A 1,095-nucleotide genomic window follows, 5' to 3' on the forward strand; every position below is an offset into this window, starting at 1 on the left:
CTAGGTGTTTTGGATGTTGTCTTTGGCGTCTGTTGCGTGGTCTTTGACGTCGGTGGCGGCTTGTTGGCTTTCGGTTTTGACGTTTTGGGCGGCGTCGGTGGCGGTGGCTTTGACGTTTTCCATGGCGTCCTGGGCGGGTTCCTTGAGGTCCTGGGCGACGGTTTTGGCGGCGTCGGTGACCTGGGTTGCCAGGGGTTGGGCTGCGGTTTTGAGTTGGTCCGCGGCTTCGCGTTCTTTCTCGCTGGCCGGGATCAGGGAGGAGATCAGCATGCCGGCGCCGAAGGCGATGAGTCCGGCGGCGAGGGGGTTGCCGGCGGTTTTGGCTTTGACCTGGTCCGGGGCGTTGGAGACGGCGTGGCCGGCGTCGGAGAGTTTGGCCGAGACGGTGTCCTGTGCCTGGTGGAGGCTGTCGCCGGCGGAGTGCATGGCGTTGGTGGTGTGCCCTGCTCCGGTGCTGGTGGTGTTGTGGACTGTGGTGGTGGCGGTGTCTGCGGCGCCCATGATTTTCTCCTTCACCCCGGTCACGGCGTCCCGGACTTTGTCGGTTTGGCGGTGGACGATGTTGGACGGGGTGACTTTGTCGGCCACGGCGTCGACGTTGGTGCCCAGCCGTGCGCGGGTGGCTTCGATGTCTGCGCGGATGACGTCGGGGTTTTCGCTCATCGGTTTACCTCACCTGGTTTTAGGGTTGGGGGTATTTCTGAGAGGGTTTCCCCGGTTTGGGGCAGGCCCTTGATCTGCTTGAGTTCCTTGCGGCCGGTGGAGGCCAGGACCGCGGCGATGATCGCCCAGATGACGGCGACGATCAGCGCGGCCCAGCCCAGGGCCATGATGGCGCCCAGGGCCCACATCAGGGCCAGGGAGAGGAAGAGCAGGACGAAGTGTCCGCCGATCCCGGCGCCGGCGAGCATGCCGGCGCCTTTGCCTGCGCGGGTGGCTGTTTGTTTGGCTTCGGCCTTGGCCAGTTCCACTTCCTGGCGCATCAGGGTGGACAGGTCCCGGGTCACGTCCCCGAGCAGCTCGCCCAAGGAGGCGTTGTCCGCTTTCACATGCGCCGCACTGGGCGGCGGCTCCGGAATCTGGCTACTCATCACA

Annotated in this window: 2 protein-coding genes; both read right to left on the minus strand. The window is 65.1% G+C overall.

Annotation, left to right across the window (positions count from 1 at the left end):
- A complete protein-coding gene (locus VXJ37_RS21015) occupies positions 1-663 on the minus strand; it encodes a DUF3618 domain-containing protein (protein ID WP_331324931.1) in 663 nt (220 codons plus the stop codon).
- Positions 660-1,091, minus strand: a complete 432-nt coding sequence (locus tag VXJ37_RS21020; protein ID WP_331324932.1) for a phage holin family protein — start codon at positions 1,089-1,091, stop codon at positions 660-662. Before VXJ37_RS21020 ends, VXJ37_RS21015 begins: the two co-directional genes overlap by 4 nt.
- Positions 1,092-1,095: the final 4 nt, after the last annotated feature.

Source organism: Pseudarthrobacter phenanthrenivorans, from assembly GCF_036455295.1.
Taxonomy (GTDB): Bacteria; Actinomycetota; Actinomycetes; order Actinomycetales; family Micrococcaceae; genus Arthrobacter; species Arthrobacter phenanthrenivorans_C.